The sequence below is a fragment of the Microbacterium sp. 69-10 genome (assembly GCF_001897945.1).
Taxonomy (GTDB): domain Bacteria; phylum Actinomycetota; class Actinomycetes; order Actinomycetales; family Microbacteriaceae; genus Microbacterium.
Genome location: NZ_MKRT01000011.1, coordinates 25,185 through 40,306, shown reverse-complemented (window position 1 = coordinate 40,306; position 15,122 = coordinate 25,185). Strand labels below are relative to the sequence as shown.

The window sequence follows — 15,122 nt, the reverse complement described above, 5'->3', positions numbered from 1 at the left end:
GTCGCCGTCTACAACCACTACAAGCGCGTGCGCGCCCGGGGCACGCTGCAGACCGCCGAGCAGAAGGCCGAGGAGGTCGAGGTCGCCAAGAGCAACATCCTCATGCTCGGCCCGACCGGCTGTGGGAAGACCTACCTCGCGCAGACCCTCGCCAAGCGTCTGAACGTGCCGTTCGCCGTGGCGGACGCGACCGCGCTCACCGAGGCCGGCTATGTCGGCGAGGATGTCGAGAACATCCTGCTCAAGCTGCTGCAGGCCGCCGACTACGACGTCAAGCGCGCTGAGACCGGCATCATCTACATCGACGAGATCGACAAGATCGCCCGCAAGGCCGAGAACCCGTCGATCACCCGTGACGTCTCGGGCGAGGGCGTGCAGCAGGCGCTGCTGAAGATCCTCGAGGGCACCGTGGCATCCGTGCCGCCGCAGGGCGGGCGCAAGCACCCGCATCAGGAGTTCCTGCAGATCGACACGACGAACGTGCTGTTCATCGTCGCGGGCGCCTTCGCGGGACTCGAGGACATCATCTCCGCGCGCGTCGGCAAGCACGGCGTCGGCTTCGGCGCTCCGCTGCACGACAAGGGCAAGGATCTCGACCTGTTCGGCGAGGTGCTCCCCGAGGATCTGCACAAGTTCGGCCTGATCCCGGAGTTCATCGGCCGCCTGCCGGTCGTCACCTCGGTGTCGCCGCTCGACCAGGACGCCCTGATCGACATCCTCACCGGCCCGCGCAACGCCCTGGTCAAGCAGTACCAGCGGATGTTCGAGATCGACGGCGTGCAGCTGGAGTTCGAAGAGGACGCGCTGCGCTCGATCGCCGATCTGGCGGTGCTGCGCAAGACCGGAGCCCGTGGTCTCCGGGCCATCCTCGAGGATGTGCTCGGCCCGATCATGTTCGAGATCCCCTCGGCTGAGGACGTCACCAAGGTCATCGTCACCAAGGCCGCAGTCGAGGAGGGGGCTGCCCCGACCGTGGTGCTCTCCCGCAAGCGCAAGAGCGCCTGACCTTCGCATCGCGCAGCAGAACAGCGGAGCGCAGCAGAACAGCGGAGATCTGCAGGGTCGCGAAGGGTTCAGCCCGGATCTCTCAGCAATCGTGCGTTTCTCCGCCGGGATGCCGGGGGCATGCGCGCCGGGATGCCGGAAGGATGGCTCAGGCGGGGACCAGTTCGGCGATCAGCACAGTGTCCACCCCGTCTGCCCAGACGCTGTGGCGGGTCAGCCGGAAGCCCAGCGATGCGAAGGTCTCGGAGTACGCCTCCACGGTGCGCACCGGCCGGTAGTCGCTGATGTACGGGCGCTTCGGCGTCGGCGAATCGACCAGGCGCTCGTCCTCGCGCATCAGGAACGTCGCCGTCACCACGCGCCCGCCGGGGCGCAGCAGCCGGTGCCACTCCGCGATCGTCCCCGCGATGTCGGGGATGATGTGCAGCGCCGTCACGCAGGTGATCAGGTCGACCGAGACACCCGGCAGTGGAACCGCCGCAACGTCGGACTCGATCCACTGCGCAGAGGGCAGGGCGGATGCCGCGGCTGCGAGCATCCCCGCGGAGATGTCGACCCCGGTCAGCCGCAGTCCGGACGCACGGCGGTGCAGCGCACGCAGCGCCAAGCCCGTGCCAGTCGCGATGTCCAGGACGTCCGCCGCGCCGTCGAGGTCGGCGAACTCCGCGACGGCATCTGCGACGGCCCGATGCATCGTGCTCTCGTCGTAGTCCGCGGCGCGCCGATCGAACGCCCCGCTGATGGCGGCTAACGTCTTGGCGAAGCCGGACGACTCAGCCATCCAGGCCCCGCCGCTTCAGCAGCGGGGCGATCTCGGCATCACGGCCGCGGAAGTCCCGGTACGCCTCCAGCGGATCCTTCGAACCTCCGACGCCCAGCAGGCGCTGCCGGAACCGCTCGCCGTTCTCGCGGGTGAGTCCGCCGTTGGAGCGGAACCAGTCGACGGTGTCCGCGTCGAGCACCTCGCTCCAGATGTACGAGTAGTAGCCGGCGCTGTAGCCGCCGGAGAAGACGTGCGCGAAGTAGGTGGACGAGTAGCGGGTCGGCACCAGGGGGTTCAGCAGACCGATCTCCGACAGGGCGGATGCCTCGAACGCAGCGACATCATCCACCGCAGCCCCCGGCGCCACGCTGTGCCACGCGAGGTCCAGCCACGCCGCGGCGAGGTACTCGCTGGTCGCATGGCCCTGATCGAAGGTCTCCGTCGCGCGCAGGCGCTCCACGATCGCGGCATCCAGCGGCTCACCCGTCTCGAAGTGACGGGCGTAGTTGTCGAGCACCTCGCTCCACAGGATCCACATCTCGTTGACCTGGCTGGGGAACTCGACGAAGTCGCGGAACACGTTGGTGCCGGCGAAGTGCGGGTAGGTCACCCGCGCGAACAGCCCGTGCAGCGCGTGCCCGAACTCGTGGAACAGCGTGGTGACCTCGTCGAGGGTGAGCAGGGTCGGCTCGCCGTCGCCGGGCTGGGCGACGTTGAGGTTGTTGACCACCACGGGCAGCGTGCCGCGCAGCGCGGACTGGCTCACGATCGGGTTCATCCACGCACCGCCGCGCTTGGAGTCGCGGGTGTACAGGTCGAGCACGTACAGGCCCACTGCCCGTCCGTCGGCATCGTGCACCTCGAACACGCGCGCGCCCGGGTGGTACGCGACCAGGTCCTCGCGCTCCGTGAACGTCACGCCGTACAGCTGCGAGGCCGCGAAGAACACGCCGTCGCGCAGCACTCGCTCGGCCTCGAACCACGGACGCAGCGCCGCCGTGTCGATGTCGTAGCGCGCCTGGCGCACCTTCTCGGTGCAGAACGCCCAGTCGTGGGCCTCGAGTGCGAACGGCTCCGCCTCGGTGGCGTCGATGATCTCCTGCAGCGCCTCCGCCTCACGGGCGGCGTTGCGCGCGGCCGGCGCGGCCAGGTCGCGCAGCATCCGCTCCACAGCCTCCGGCGAGCCCGCCGTCTCATCGGCGGTGATGTAGGCGGCGTGCGATGGATAGCCGAGCAGGGCCGCGCGCTCGGCGCGCAGTCGCACGATCTCGGCGAGCACGGCGCCGTTGTCGTTCGCGTTGCCGCGCGAGCCGCGGGAGAGGGATGCCTCGAGGATGCGGCGCCGGCTCTCGCGCACGGTCAAGGATGCCAGGTACGGGTGCCCGCTGAACAGCGGCAGGCTCACCAGGAACTTCCCGTTCTCGCCGCGGTCGGACGCCGCGCGGGCGGTCGCGCTCAGCTCTCCGGAGGTGAGGCCGTCGAGCTCGGACGCGTCATCGAACAGCACTGCCAGGTCATTCGTATCAGCCAGCAGGTTCTTCTCGAACGCGGTGCTGAGGGTGGACAGCCGCTGGTTGAGCTCAGTCAGCCGCGTCTTCGCCTCGTCGTCGAGAGCGGCGCCGGCGTGCGTCATCTCCCGGAAGCGGCGCTGCACGAGGTAGCGCTGCTCGGCATCCAGCTCCAGGTCGCCCAGCTGCGAGTGCACCTGCGACACCCGCCAGTACAGCTGCGAGTCGAGCCGGATCGCATCCTCGTGCGCGGCCATCAGCGGAGCCAGCTCCTCGTCGATCGCCTGGATCTCCGGTGTGGCGTCGGCGGAGCTCACGGTGTAGAAGGCATGCGCGACGCGGTCGAGCAGCTCGCCCGAGCGCTCCAGAGCGACCAGGGTGTTCTCGAACGTCGGCATCGAGCGGACCGCGGTGATCGCGCGCACCTCGTGCAGCTGCTCCTCGAACGCCTGACGGAATGCCGGCAGGTAGTGTTCGGGAAGGATCGCCGCATAATCGGGCAGGCCGTAGGGGAGCGTGGACGGGGAGAGCAGCGGGTTCGTGGCCTCGGTCATCCCTCGAGCCTATGGCGTGCGCGCGTCGGCATCCGTGAGCCGCGCCATCACGCGCTGCAGCGCCTCCAGGACCTTCCGCACCGAGCTGCGCCGCAGGTTCTCCGGGCGGGCGAGCACGTCGATCGATCGCAGCGTGTTCACGCCCCGCAGCGGCAGCCTCACGATCTCGTGGTCGTCGACCGTTCGGGACGTGTACCGCGGCAGCATCCCGATCGCATCGCCGGCGGCGATGACGGCGGCGACCGCGCCGTAGTCGTTGATGCGGTGCTGCACCTGCACCGGGCGGTTGGCGACGGCGGCGACCGCCCGCAGCACGTCGTCGGGGGAGTAGCCGATGCGGCTGGTCACCCAGCGCTCCCCGGCGACGTCGGCGGGGGAGAGCGTGCGGCGTGAGGCGAGCGGATGCGATGCCGACACAGCCACGTCCAGCGGCTCGCGCACCAGGGTGAGACTGCGGATGCCGCTCGACGGCCACGGCGCGGAGTGCTCCATCCGATGCGCGAGCACCAGGTCGTACTGCGCGGTGAGGGCGGGGAACTCGCTCTGCGCGACATCCTCGTCGGTCAGGTGCACGGTGGGTGCTGACTCGGCAGCGCCGAGTTCGCGTACGAGCGACCCGAACAGCGCCTGCCCGACGCTGTGGAACCCGCTCACGGACACCGCGCGGGCCGTGTCGTGCTCGAAGTCGTCCAGCGCGTTGCGGGCCGCAGCCATGGCATCGATCGCCTCCGCGCCGGCCGTGGCCAGCACCTCGCCCGCCGCGGTGAGCACGAGCATCCGCCCCTGCTTGCGGGTCAGCGGCGTGCGGAAGCCGCGCTGCAGCGCGGCCAGCTGCTGCGACACCGCCGACGGGGTGACGCGCATCGCCTCGGCCACGGCCGTCACGCTGCCCAGCGCGCCGAGCTCACGCAGGATCTGGAGCTGCTGCAGGTTCATGGTTCCAGTCAATCATGAAGATGATCTTCATCAATTGTCCAGAGAGTGGCGATTGATCTTCATGTTTGGATGCGGTCTCATCGAAGTATGAAGGCCCTTTTCAAGCCGGCGGCCGCCGCCGGCCTCGAGCTCGTCGACCGTCCAGACCCCACCGCAGGAGCTGACGAGGTCGTCATCCGGGTGCTGCGCACCGGCATCTGCGGCACCGATCTGCACATCCTCCGCTGGGACGACTGGGCGGCGTCCGCCGTGAACGCCCCGCTCACCCCCGGCCACGAGTTCTACGGCGAGGTCGTCGAGATCGGCCCGCTGGTGCGCGACATCAAGGTCGGCGACCGGGTGTCCGGCGAGGGGCACATCGTCTGCGGCACGTGCCGCAACTGCCGCGCAGGCCGCCGGCACATGTGCATCCGCACCATCGGCCTGGGGGTGCAGCGCGACGGCGCGTTCGCCGAGTACGTCTCACTGCCCGCGACCAACGTCTGGGTGCACCACGACGACGTGACGCCCGAGCTCGGCGCGATCTTCGATCCGCTCGGCAACGCCGTGCACACCGCGCTGACGTACCCGCTCGTCGGCGAGGACGTGCTGGTCACCGGCTGCGGTCCGATCGGCCTGATGTCGATCGCCGTCGCCCGGCACGCCGGAGCGCGCTTCATCACGGCGACCGACGTCAGCGGCCCGCGTCTGGAGATGGCGCTGACCATGGGCGCCGACCAGGCCATCGACGTCTCCCAGCACGACATCCGCGAGGCGCAGACCGCCCTCGGCATGCGCGAGGGCTTCGACATCGGCTTCGAGATGAGCGGTGCCCCGAGTGCGCTGCCCGCCATGATCGACAACATGAACCACGGCGGCCGGATCGCCATGCTCGGCCTGCCCAGCGCCGGATTCGACATCGACTGGGGCAAGCTGGTCACGCACATGCTCACCATCAAGGGCATCTACGGCCGCGAGATGTTCGAGACCTGGAACGCCATGGGGGCCATGCTGCAGACAAGTGCCGTGCTGCGCGACTCGATCAGCCGCGTCATCGCCGAGGTCATCCCGGCGCGCGACTGGGAGAAGGGCTTCGCCGCCGCGGCATCCGCCGGCACCGGCAAGATCATCCTCGACTGGACCGAGCTGTAAGGAACCGAGATGTACACGACTTTCAAGGACCACGTGGCCGCAGAGCTGGCCGGCATCGAGGAGGCGGGGCTCACCAAACGCGAGCGCGGCATCCGCGGCCCCCAGAGCGCCGAGATCACCGCCGGCGGCACCGAGGTGCTGAACTTCTGCGCCAACAACTACCTCGGCCTCGCCGACGACCCCCGCATCGTGGATGCCGCCAAGAGCGCGCTGGACGAGTGGGGCTACGGCATGGCCAGCGTGCGCTTCATCTGCGGCACGCAGGAGCAGCACCTCGAGCTCGAGCGGCGCCTGTCGGCGTTCCTCGGCACCGACGACGCCATCCTGTACTCCTCGTGCTTCGACGCGAACGGGGGCGTCTTCGAGACGCTGTTCGGCGCAGAGGACGCCATCATCTCGGACGAGCTGAACCACGCCTCGATCATCGACGGCATCCGCCTGTCCAAGGCCCGCCGGTTCCGCTATCGCAACAGCGACATGGCGGATCTCGAGCAGCAGCTGAAGGATGCGGCGGATGCCCGCTTCCGCGTGATCGTGACCGACGGTGTGTTCTCGATGGACGGCTACATCGCCAAGCTGCCGGAGATCTGCGACCTCGCGGAGAAGTACGACGCCCTGGTGTTCGTGGACGACTCGCACGCGGTGGGCTTCATCGGCGAGAACGGCCGTGGCACTCCCGAGCTGTGCGGGGTGTCGGACCGCGTCGATATCTACACCGGCACCTTCGGCAAGGCGCTGGGCGGGGCATCCGGCGGCTACGTCGCCTCGCACCGCGACATCGTGGCGCTGCTGCGCCAGCGCTCGCGTCCGTACCTGTTCTCGAACACCCTCGCCCCGGCGATCGTCGCCGGCACGCTCACCGCGCTGGACCTGGTGGAGGGCTCCGCCGATCTGCGCGCGCGCCTTCGTGAGAACGCCGCGCTGTTCCGCAGGCGGATGACGGAGGAGGGCTTCGACCTGCAGCCGGGGGACCACCCGATCGTGCCGGTGATGTTCGGCGACGCCGCGCTCACCGCGCGGATCGCGAAGGCGATGCAGGCGCACGGCGTGTACGTCACGGCGTTCAGCTTCCCGGTGGTGCCGCGCGGTCTCGCCCGCATCCGCGTGCAGCTCTCCGCGGCGCACACGCCGGAGCAGGTGGAGCGCTGCGTGGCCGCATTCGTGGCGGCGCGCGCAGCGGTGGACTGAGCCTGCTGCATATACAGGGAACTAGATGCAAAGAAAATCTTGCAAAGAAATGTTTGCAAGAGTATCTTTGCATCTATGACGGAGCATGAAGAGGGACGGACGCTCGATGCGGGAGCGCTCAAGGCGCTCGCGCATCCGCTGCGTGTGCGCATCTACGATCTGCTCAGCGAGCGCGGTCCGCAGACAGCGAGCAGCCTCGCGGCCCTGATCGGCGAGACCTCCGGCGCCACCAGCTATCACCTGCGGGCGCTGGCCGCGAAGGATCTCATCCGCGAGGTCGAGGGACGGGGGACTGCGCGCGAGCGGTGGTGGGAGCGCCCGAAGGGGCGCATCAACCTGCCCGGTCCCGATGAGAAGATGTCGCCCGCCAACCGGGCGGCGGCGCAGATCGTCACCTCGGAGTTCTTCCGTCTGCGCCATCAGACGCTGATGGACTACCTCAACAGGTCCATCTCGGACCAGCCCGAGGAATGGCGGGATGCCGGGCTCGTGATGACCACGATGCTCGATCTCACCCCCGAGCAGATGACCGAACTCAAGCAGCAGCTCTCCGACACGGTCGACGCCGCCATCGAGCGCTATCGCGGCCAGGAGGGCATGCCGGGAACCCGACGCGTCTCGCTGCGCGCCGAGATCTTCGACCTTCCCGCGGCGAGCAGCCGCGACACGACGAATCAGGAGTGATCATGACCGCCGCAACGCTTCACCTCGCTTCACCCACGACCGCCGAGCGCGCTCTGCTGAAGATCGCCGACGTCATCACCGCGTACACCGAGAACCGCCGCCTGCTGCGCGCGGAGCGCCGGGAGATCGCACTCGACGTGCTGCGCGAGCAGCGGGCGCGCAAGCAGGACCCGCGCGCCCTCGAGTATGCCCTGCTGTCGATCGGCTCGCGCCCGCGCCGCTGACGCTCCGTATCATCGCCGAGACCCCGGCTGCAGACGTCTGCAGGCCGGGGTCTCACACCGTCTCTCAGTTGATGGTGGAGGTCCAGCGGCGCCGATCGGGATGCCATTGCAGCGCGTCAGCTGCGGCCAGACCGGGAACGAGAGTCACGGACTCATCAAAGAGACGCCACTCTCCTTCGACAGGTTCCGCGGCGACCAGCAACGCGGTGCCGGAATCTCCGTGCAGGAGCACTTCGCTGAGCAAGCCGGGCGAGGCTTGGTCCTCGACTGTGGTGTCGTAGATCGCTTCGACCGCTCGGATCCTCCCAATGCCGAGCGCCATCGCGGGACGGGGCCTCCGGATGCCCTCGGCGGGATGCGGCCGATGTGTGCTCGGATCGGCGAGGAAGTCCAGCCCGAAGACGCCGTCGTCCTGGTAGATGCTGACGCATGCAAAGGAGTCGGCGCTGGTAGTTCGAATCCAGCTGAACGGCGTGCGGTGGTCGTCCGGCTGAGCCCACGAGGCATCAGTCGCGTCGTCGCCATCCGTCGCCCACTCCTCACCCTCCCAGACCGTGTCGTCGACGGCTGCGAGCAGGAGCGCGGCGCTGAGGTTGCGCACGTTCCAGCCGATCGAGTCGAGCAGTCCGACGGCTGCCAACAGGTCGGAGACAGCCTCCTCAGTCATAGCGCGCAGATCGGTGGCGGAGGGGAGTCTCGAGCCGGGCCGCGTCGCTGAGAACACCGGAACCTCTCCGCCGTCTTCGCGGAACACCGTCCAGACGAGGTCGTCGTCGAGCGCGTAGAACTCCCAGCCGATGCCGTCGCGAACGCTCACGTCACTTGCGACGATGACCTTCCAACGGTTACGCCAGTCACTCATCTAAACGTTGTACCGCCTTTGTGGAGTTCGCGCAGCTGACACCCCGCTTCATCGCCGAGACCCCGGCCTGCAGACGTCTGCGGACCGGGGTCTCGACGGTGAAACGGGGTGTGAGCGATCAGTCCTCGAACGGCCTGGCGATGACCTCGCCGGATGCCGTGAGCAGGCCCTCCCACCCGGCATCCAGCTCGGCGAGGGGGCGGCCCTCCAGCCAGGTCAGGGTCCAGTGACCGGCCAGGCCGCGCGCCTCGACCTCCGCGATCGCGGGGCGCAGCTCGGCGGGGACGGATGCCGGCGGCTCGGCCCCGGTCGCCCACCGCGTTCCGAGCTGCATGATCAGGCCTCCACCGGGGCGAGCTCGATCGCGGTCACGGCGAGCTCCTCGGCCTCGGCGAAGCCCAGCTCGGCGATCCGGCCCACAGCGCGCAGGTCGTCGGCCGCCGCGCGCAGCGCGTCGATCTTCGCAGCCGGAGCCGCGATCGTGGCGGTCGCCACCGGGGTCTTCTGCGAGGCCTTCGCCTCGGTCTTGGCCCGGCGGATGCCGACCAGGGCCTCGCTCGCGGTCGCGAGCACGGCGGGGTCGCCCTCGATGTCCAGCGCCTCAGGCCAGGATGCCGTGTGGATCGAGCCCTCCTCGAACCAGCTCCACGCCTCCTCGGTCGCGAACGACACGATCGGGGCGAGCAGGCGCAGCAGGGTCGAGAGCGCGAGCCGCAGAGCGAGGGCGGCGGAGGCCTGGCCCACGTCGGTCTGATCGTAGGCGCGCTCCTTGACGAGCTCCAGGTAGTCGTCGCAGAACGCCCAGAAGAACGCCTCGGTGACCTCGAGGGCCTTGGCCTGGTCGTAGTTCTCATACGCCGCGGTGGCCTCGCGCACCACCCGGTCGAGGGTGGCGAGCATCGAGGCGTCCAGAGCGTGCGTGACCTGAGCGCCCTCCGGCACCGGGAACGACAGCACGAACTTCGCGGCGTTGAGGATCTTGATCGCGAGGCGCCGGCCGATCTTGACCTGCGTCGGGTTCTGCGGATCGAACGCGGCGTCCATGCCCAGGCGGCTGGAGGCCGACCAGTAGCGCACAGCATCCGAGCCGTGCTTGTCGAGGATGTCGGCGGGAGTGACCACGTTGCCCTTGGACTTCGACATCTTCTTGCGGTCGGGGTCCACGATGAAGCCGGAGATCGCCGCGTTGCTCCACGGTGCGCGCTGGTCCTCGAGGGTCGAGCGCAGCATGGTGGAGAACAGCCAGGTGCGGATGATGTCCTGGCCCTGCGGACGCAGGTCGAACGGAGCGACCAGGTTCCACAGGTCCTCATCGCGCTGCCAGCCGCCGGCCAGCTGCGGGGTGAGCGAGGAGGTCGCCCAGGTGTCGAAGATGTCCTGCTCGGCGTCGAAGCCGCCGGGCACGCCGCGCTGCTCCGCCGTGTAGCCGGCGGGCACGTCGCTGGTCGGGTCGATCGGCAGCGAGTCGTGCGAGGGGGTGATCACACGGTCGTAGTCGCGCTCGCCGTTCTCGTCGAGGCCGTACCAGAGCGGGATCGGCACGCCGAAGAAGCGCTGACGCGAGATCAGCCAGTCGCCGGTCAGACCGCCGACCCAGTTCTCGTAGCGCACGCGCATGAAGTCGGGATGCCAGGCCATCTGGCGGCCGTTCTCGAGCAGGTCGTCGCGCAGCTTCTCGTCGCGGGCGCCGTTGCGGATGTACCACTGGCGGGTCGAGACGATCTCGAGGGGGCGGTCGCCCTTCTCGAAGAACTTCACGGCGTGGTTGAAGGGCTTCCCCACCTCGATGAGGTCACCGGACGCCTGCAGCAGCTCCACGATCGACTTGCGGGCGCTGAACACGGTCTTGCCGGCGAGCTCCGCATACGCCGCCCGGCCGGCATCCGACACGATCGCCTCGGGCGCGTCGGCCAGCACGCGGCCGTCCTTGCCGAGGATCGTGCGGTTGGGCAGGTCCAGCTCGCGCCACCAGATGATGTCGGTCACGTCGCCGAAGGTGCAGATCATGGCGATGCCGGAGCCCTTGTCGGGCTGCGCGAGGTGGTGCGCCAGCACGGGCACCTCGACGTCGAAGATCGGCGTGCGCACGGTGGAGCCGAAGAAGGGCTGGTAGCGCTCGTCGTCCGGGTGCGCGACCAGGGCCACGCAGGCGGCGAGCAGCTCGGGCCGGGTGGTCTCGATCTGGATGTCGCCCGATCCGTCGCTCTTGTGGAACGCGACGCGGTGGTACGCCGCCTGCTGCTCGCGGTCCTCGAGCTCGGCCTGCGCGATGGCGGAGCGGAAGTCGATGTCCCAGAGCGTCGGGGCGAGCGACTGGTAGGCCTCGCCGCGCTCCAGCCCGCGCAGGAACGCCAGCTGGCTCTGCCGGATCGTGTCGTCGGAGATCGTGCGGTAGGTCTGGGTCCAGTCGACGCTGAGTCCCAGCTGGCGGAACAGGGCCTCGAACTGCTTCTCGTCCTCGATGGTCAGCTTCTCGCAGAGCTCGATGAAGTTGCGGCGGCTGATCGGCAGCTGGTCGGCAGCGCGGGAGGACTTGTTGTCGCCGCCCTCGAACGGGGGCGTGAAGTCGGGGTCGTAGGGGAGGGACGGGTCGCAGCGCACGCCGTAGTAGTTCTGCACGCGGCGCTCGGTGGGCAGTCCGTTGTCGTCCCATCCCATCGGGTAGAAGACGTTCTTGCCGCGCATCCGCTCGAAGCGGGCCTTGATGTCGGTGTGCGTGTACGAGAACACGTGACCGATGTGCAGGCTGCCGGATGCCGTGGGAGGGGGCGTGTCGATCGAGTACACGCCGGTGCGGCCGGCCTCGGCGGCACGAAGGCGATCGAACAGGAACGTCCCCTGCTCGGACCAGCGCTCACCCCACTTCGCTTCGAGACCCTCGAGTGCGGGCTTGTCGGGAATGACGGACATAGGGGTCTCCTTGAGCGATGTGTGCGGCACTGTGTGAGCGTGCCTGAGTGTGGGTTGTGGGGCGAGTCTACCGGGCATCCGCGGGTGCGACGTAGATCGACCCGGTCCAAGAAACCGCGGATAGGATGGAACGTCACCCTTTCCGCACTCTCCCGAGGTTCCCGAATGCCTTCCTTCCCCGTGCGTCGGCTTCTTCCGCTGGCGGCTCTCGCCGCAGCATCCGCACTCGTCCTCAGCGCCTGCGCCGGACCCGCCACCTCCGGCGGGACGGATGCCGGGGCAGATCCCGACGCCGAGCTCAGCTGGGCGATCGAGGGCGCCAACCTCTCCAACGGCCACATGGACCCGCAGACCAGCCAGCTCGACGTCTCCGCCATGGTGCAGCGGCAGGTGCTCGACTCCCTGGTGTTCCAGGAGGCCGACGGCTCGTTCTCTCCGTGGCTCGCGAAGAGCTGGAAGGTCTCCGACGACGGCAAGGCGTACACGTTCGAGCTGCGCGACGATGTGACCTTCACCGACGGCACCCCGTTCGACGCCGCGGCCGTCAAGGCGAACTTCGACCGCATCATCGACCCGAAGACCGAGTCCGCGTCCGCGGCGGCCATGCTCGGCGGCGAGCTGTACGCGGGCACCAAGGTCATCTCCGACCACACGGTCGAGGTGGACTTCACCTCTCCCTATGCGCCGTTCCTGCAGGCGGCCAGCACCGCCCAGCTCGGCTTCTGGTCGCCCAAGGTCCTCAAGGGCTCGGCCGCACAGCTCAAGGCCGGCGGCCCCGACGTGAACATCGGCACCGGACCGTTCAAGCTCGCCGAGTACACGGCCGACCAGGAGATCGTCTACACCCGCAACGACGACTACGCCTGGGGTCCCGACGGTGCCAAGGCGCCGAAGATCAAGACGCTGCGCGTGGAGATCCTGCCCGAGGCCTCCGTCCGCGCCGGGGTGCTCAGCTCCGGCGAGGCGCAGGTCGCCAGCCAGCTCCCGCCGAGCACGGTGAAGCAGTTGGGCAAGGACGTCACCGTCAGCGCCAAGGAGTACCCGGGCCTGCCGTACTCGCTGTTCCTCAACGAGAAGTACGGCGTCTTCGCCGACCAGAAGGTGCGCCAGGCGTTCGAGCTGTCGATCGACGTCGACGCCGCCGTGAAGCAGATCTTCTTCGGCGAGTTCCCGCGGGCCTGGAGCATCCTCGGCCCGACCACGCCGGGCTACGACAAGGCGCTCGAGGGCACCTGGAAGTTCGACCCGGAGAAGGCGGGCCAGTTGCTCGACGAGGCCGGCTGGACCACTCGCGACGGCGAGGGCTACCGCACGAAGGACGGCAAGCGCCTGTCCGCGCGCTGGATCGCCTGGACCCCGGTCTCCGACGAGCACACCGCCATGGCGAACGCCATCCAGTCCGACCTGAAGAAGGTCGGCTTCGAGGTCGTGCGCGAGACCCTGGAGCCTGCCGCCTACAACGAGCAGTACGGTCCGAAGACCTACGACCTCACCGACTGGGACTACTCCGGCGTCGACGCCGACCTGCTGCGCAACCACCTCGGCACGGACGGGTTCCAGAACGCATCCCAGGTCAGCGACCCGGCCGTCGACAAGCTCCTGCAGGACGGCCTGTCCACCACCGACCCTGTCGCCCGCGCCAAGATCTACCAGCAGGTGCAGCAGTGGAACGCCGAGCACGTCGCGATCGTCCCGCTGTACGTCCCCTCGCTCATCACCGCGTCGGACAAGAGCGTCAAGGGCCTGACCTACGACCTGTACGGGCGTCCGCAGTTCTACACCGCGAGCCTGGCCGGCTGAGTCGCGTTCCGACGTGTCGCGCGCACTGATCCGGAGCGCCGGGATCCTGGCATCCGTCGTCGTCGTCCTGTGGGGCGCGGCGACGCTCGCCTTCCTGGCGTTCCGGATCATCCCCGGCGACGCGGTCTCGGTCATGCTGGGCCCGCAGGCCCAGGTGAGCGAGGAGGTCAAGGACGGCATCCGCGCCGATCTGGGCCTGGATCGTCCGCCGCTGGTGCAGTACCTGTCGTACCTCGGCGGGCTCCTGCACGGCGACCTCGGGCGGTCGTACCAGCTGCGGATGCCGGTGACCGAGGTCATCGGGCGTCAGCTGGGCCCCACGGTGCAATTGACCGCCGTGGCGCTCCTGATCGCGCTCGTGCTGGCGCTCGGCGCGGCGCTGGTCGCCCGTCGCGGGCTCGCGCGGGGCGTGGTCGTGACGGCCGAGCTGATCGTGCTGTCGTCGCCCGTGTTCTGGATCGGCCTGCTGCTGCTGGCGGTGTTCGCGTTCACGCTCGGCTGGTTCCCGGTCGCCGGGTCGCGCACACCGGCGACGCTCGTCCTGCCGGCGGTCACCCTGGCGCTTCCCGTCGCGGCCCTGATAGGGCAGGTCCTGCGCGACGGGATCGATGCGGCCGAGCGGCAGCCGTTCGCGGAGACCGTTCGAGCCCGCGGCGCGACCCCGGCTCGGCTCGTGCTGCGGCACTCCCTTCGCCACGGCGCGGCGAGCGCCCTCACCCTCACCGCGTACCTGGTCGGCTCGCTGCTCGGCGGGGCCGTGCTCGTCGAGACCGTGTTCGCGCGCCCCGGCCTCGGACGCGTGACGCTGGCCGCGATCGTCAACCGAGACCTGCCCGTGGTCGCCGGGATCATCATGCTCAGCGCGCTCGTCTTCGTGATCGTGAACGTGCTGGTGGAGCTGCTGCATCCGCTCATCGACCCGCGCCTGGGCGCGTCGGGGCGCTTCGAGGCGCCCGCGATCGGGGAGCGGCGATGAAGGCGGCGGGGCTCTGGATCGCGGGGCTGTATCTCGCGCTCGTCGCGCTGGCCGCATTCACTCCCGATCTGCTCGCGACGCACGACCCCCTGCAGACGGATGTCCGTGCAGCGCTGCAGCCGCCCGGCGGCGCGCACCTGTTCGGCACGGATCAGTCCGGCCGGGACGTGCTCGCACGCGTCGTGCACGGCGCCGCGCGCTCGGCGGGCATCGGACTGCTCGCGACCGCACTGGCGCTCGTGACAGGCCTCGCGGTGGGTGCGCTCTCCGGCATCGCACCGCGGTGGGCGGATGCCGTGCTGATGCGCGTGACCGACATCCTCCTGGCGTTCCCGGAGTTCCTGGTCGCCCTGATCGTCGTGGCCGTGCTCGGCCCGGGCGGCGCGAACGTCGCGATCGCGGTGACCATCGCGGCCGTCCCGGTGTACATCCGGCTGGCGCGCACGCAGACCCGCACACTGCGGGTCGCCGAGCACGTCGAGGCCGCGCGGATCCTCGGGGTCGGGCGGATGCGGGCGTTCGTCCGGCACGTCGTCCCGGGTGTGCTGGGCTCCCTCAGCGTGCTCGCCACCATCGGCATC

14 protein-coding genes (1 of these 14 only partly in view) are annotated in these 15,122 nt (G+C 69.3%); 8 read left to right on the top strand and 6 right to left on the bottom strand.

Going from position 1 to position 15,122, the window contains the following annotated elements:
* Window positions 1-1,005, top strand: a 1,005-nt coding sequence (gene clpX / locus BGN97_RS04575) for an ATP-dependent Clp protease ATP-binding subunit ClpX (RefSeq protein WP_292698428.1), incomplete at its 5' end; no start/stop codon positions are given.
* Between the two features lie 148 nt (window positions 1,006-1,153).
* Here clpX and BGN97_RS04570 read toward each other — a convergent pair.
* The 3 genes from BGN97_RS04570 to BGN97_RS04560 are packed head-to-tail and all read right to left on the bottom strand — an operon-like array spanning window position 1,154 to window position 4,766.
* A complete protein-coding gene (locus tag BGN97_RS04570; RefSeq protein WP_292698426.1) occupies window positions 1,154-1,786 on the bottom strand; it encodes a class I SAM-dependent methyltransferase in 633 nt (210 codons plus the stop codon).
* The gene (locus tag BGN97_RS04565; RefSeq protein ID WP_292698424.1) at window positions 1,779-3,830 is read right to left on the bottom strand and encodes a M3 family metallopeptidase; all 2,052 of its coding nucleotides are present in this window, start codon (window positions 3,828-3,830) and stop codon (window positions 1,779-1,781) included. Before BGN97_RS04565 ends, BGN97_RS04570 begins: the two co-directional genes overlap by 8 nt.
* Before the next feature lie 9 nt (window positions 3,831-3,839).
* Window positions 3,840-4,766, bottom strand: a complete 927-nt coding sequence (locus BGN97_RS04560) for a LysR family transcriptional regulator (RefSeq protein WP_292698422.1) — start codon at window positions 4,764-4,766, stop codon at window positions 3,840-3,842.
* Window positions 4,767-4,853: 87 nt separating this feature from the next.
* Here BGN97_RS04560 and tdh point away from each other — a divergent pair, with 87 nt between their 5' ends.
* The 4 genes from tdh (at window position 4,854) to BGN97_RS04540 (ending at window position 7,993) form a co-directional block, all read left to right on the top strand.
* Window positions 4,854-5,897, top strand: a complete 1,044-nt coding sequence (tdh, locus tag BGN97_RS04555; protein WP_292698420.1) for an L-threonine 3-dehydrogenase — start codon at window positions 4,854-4,856, stop codon at window positions 5,895-5,897.
* Between the two features lie 9 nt (window positions 5,898-5,906).
* The gene (locus BGN97_RS04550) at window positions 5,907-7,085 is read left to right on the top strand and encodes a glycine C-acetyltransferase (RefSeq protein ID WP_292698418.1); all 1,179 of its coding nucleotides are present in this window, start codon (window positions 5,907-5,909) and stop codon (window positions 7,083-7,085) included.
* Window positions 7,086-7,160: 75 nt separating this feature from the next.
* Complete coding sequence (locus BGN97_RS04545) at window positions 7,161-7,769, top strand: helix-turn-helix domain-containing protein (protein WP_292698415.1); 609 nt, start codon at window positions 7,161-7,163, stop codon at window positions 7,767-7,769.
* Between the two features lie 2 nt (window positions 7,770-7,771).
* The gene (locus BGN97_RS04540) at window positions 7,772-7,993 is read left to right on the top strand and encodes a hypothetical protein (RefSeq protein WP_292698413.1); all 222 of its coding nucleotides are present in this window, start codon (window positions 7,772-7,774) and stop codon (window positions 7,991-7,993) included.
* Between the two features lie 64 nt (window positions 7,994-8,057).
* Here the strand turns inward: BGN97_RS04540 and BGN97_RS04535 are convergent, their stop codons facing one another.
* The 3 genes from BGN97_RS04535 to valS form a co-directional block, all read right to left on the bottom strand.
* Window positions 8,058-8,855 carry a hypothetical protein gene (locus tag BGN97_RS04535; RefSeq protein WP_292698411.1) on the bottom strand — a complete coding sequence of 266 codons (798 nt, stop codon included), beginning with the start codon at window positions 8,853-8,855 and terminating at the stop codon, window positions 8,058-8,060.
* 118 nt (window positions 8,856-8,973) lie between these two features.
* Window positions 8,974-9,189, bottom strand: a complete 216-nt coding sequence (locus tag BGN97_RS04530) for a hypothetical protein (protein ID WP_292698409.1) — start codon at window positions 9,187-9,189, stop codon at window positions 8,974-8,976.
* A 2-nt stretch (window positions 9,190-9,191) separates the two neighbouring features.
* The gene (valS, locus tag BGN97_RS04525) at window positions 9,192-11,765 is read right to left on the bottom strand and encodes a valine--tRNA ligase (RefSeq protein ID WP_292698407.1); all 2,574 of its coding nucleotides are present in this window, start codon (window positions 11,763-11,765) and stop codon (window positions 9,192-9,194) included.
* A gap of 165 nt (window positions 11,766-11,930) precedes the next feature.
* Here valS and BGN97_RS04520 point away from each other — a divergent pair, with 165 nt between their 5' ends.
* The 3 genes in view from BGN97_RS04520 to BGN97_RS04510 are tightly spaced (at most 13 nt apart) and all read left to right on the top strand, a layout consistent with a single transcriptional unit that may run on beyond the window.
* Window positions 11,931-13,565, top strand: a complete 1,635-nt coding sequence (locus tag BGN97_RS04520; protein ID WP_292698405.1) for an ABC transporter substrate-binding protein — start codon at window positions 11,931-11,933, stop codon at window positions 13,563-13,565.
* A gap of 13 nt (window positions 13,566-13,578) precedes the next feature.
* Window positions 13,579-14,541, top strand: a complete 963-nt coding sequence (locus BGN97_RS04515; RefSeq protein ID WP_292698403.1) for an ABC transporter permease — start codon at window positions 13,579-13,581, stop codon at window positions 14,539-14,541.
* Window positions 14,538-15,122 carry the 5' portion of an ABC transporter permease gene (locus BGN97_RS04510; RefSeq protein WP_292698401.1) on the top strand. 198 nt of this gene lie beyond the right edge of the window, so the window shows 585 of its 783 coding nt (coding positions 1-585); the start codon lies at window positions 14,538-14,540; its stop codon lies beyond the right edge, outside the window. Before BGN97_RS04515 ends, BGN97_RS04510 begins: the two co-directional genes overlap by 4 nt.

Bases quoted from the DNA above. Each gene is read 5' to 3' on its own strand.
- BGN97_RS04570 (WP_292698426.1), bottom strand. From the start codon at position 1,786: ATGGCTGAGTCGTCCGGCTTCGCCAAGACGTTAGCCGCCATCAGCGGG.
- BGN97_RS04565 (WP_292698424.1), bottom strand. From the start codon at position 3,830: ATGACCGAGGCCACGAACCCGCTGCTCTCCCCGTCCACGCTCCCCTAC.
- BGN97_RS04560 (WP_292698422.1), bottom strand. From the start codon at position 4,766: ATGAACCTGCAGCAGCTCCAGATCCTGCGTGAGCTCGGCGCGCTGGGC.
- tdh (WP_292698420.1), top strand. From the start codon at position 4,854: ATGAAGGCCCTTTTCAAGCCGGCGGCCGCCGCCGGCCTCGAGCTCGTC.
- BGN97_RS04550 (WP_292698418.1), top strand. From the start codon at position 5,907: ATGTACACGACTTTCAAGGACCACGTGGCCGCAGAGCTGGCCGGCATC.
- BGN97_RS04545 (WP_292698415.1), top strand. From the start codon at position 7,161: ATGACGGAGCATGAAGAGGGACGGACGCTCGATGCGGGAGCGCTCAAG.
- BGN97_RS04540 (WP_292698413.1), top strand. From the start codon at position 7,772: ATGACCGCCGCAACGCTTCACCTCGCTTCACCCACGACCGCCGAGCGC.
- BGN97_RS04535 (WP_292698411.1), bottom strand. From the start codon at position 8,855: ATGAGTGACTGGCGTAACCGTTGGAAGGTCATCGTCGCAAGTGACGTG.
- BGN97_RS04530 (WP_292698409.1), bottom strand. From the start codon at position 9,189: ATGCAGCTCGGAACGCGGTGGGCGACCGGGGCCGAGCCGCCGGCATCC.
- valS (WP_292698407.1), bottom strand. From the start codon at position 11,765: ATGTCCGTCATTCCCGACAAGCCCGCACTCGAGGGTCTCGAAGCGAAG.
- BGN97_RS04520 (WP_292698405.1), top strand. From the start codon at position 11,931: ATGCCTTCCTTCCCCGTGCGTCGGCTTCTTCCGCTGGCGGCTCTCGCC.